The organism is Dyadobacter sp. HNCC25DJ184 (assembly GCF_056895215.1).
Genome location: NZ_JBXHAQ010000044.1, coordinates 1 through 757, shown reverse-complemented (window position 1 = coordinate 757; position 757 = coordinate 1). Strand labels below are relative to the sequence as shown.

Annotated in this window: 1 protein-coding gene; it reads left to right on the top strand. The window is 48.0% G+C overall.

Annotation, left to right across the window (positions count from 1 at the left end; all coding sequences use genetic code 11):
* Positions 1-212: 212 nt before the first annotated feature.
* A partial coding sequence (locus AC1XUD_RS26530; RefSeq protein WP_483364073.1) for a hypothetical protein occupies positions 213-757 on the top strand: 545 nt, incomplete at its 3' end.

Here is a 757-nt window from a genome sequence, read left to right as displayed (position 1 = left end):
ACAGCAGCACCAGCCACATCCAAAGGAAAATATAACATCAACTTTGAAATTGGAGACGGTTCGGGAGGAGAAACCAATAACCTCAACAATACCGTATTGATAGAACTGACCGTATCGGGCTTGTAATCTACCCATCCGCACAGATCCAAATCTGTGCGGATGGGTAAAATATGCTTCAAATAATTTGATAAAATACACACAAAACAGAGAACATGAAACATCTATTCTTAAGAGTGAATCTCGCTGTGATGGCACTGCTTCTGGCCGTCAATCTGTCTTTCGGACAAGGAGAGGACATCAGCCTGCAGTCAGGCAATTATGACAAGGATCCATATCCGGCATACAACCCCACGGGAAGCATCACGGGAACGTATACCATAAATATTGCCAAGTCCGCACACACTTTCACGGCAGGACAGTTTACAATCAACGTTGCATTTCCTGCAGGGGCTGTGTATGCAGGTGGTGCCGTTCTGCCAGCAGGTTTCGCCATCCAATCGGGCACTGACGGTTCTTCCGCTGTCGTTATCGAGATTACAGGCGACTGGTCAGGATCAGGACCAGCAGCGCGACGCCAATTTGTTTTACCGATACGCATCGTAGCAGCCGCACAGGAGCAGCCAACAAGCACGGTACTGCAGTGGTTTGACGCATTCGTTACCGAGAATCCAGGAGGGAATACCACTGGCTCACCACTGACCGTGGCCAATGTCTTACCTGTCAAACTCATTTCTTTCAATGTAACGAAAGAAAACAC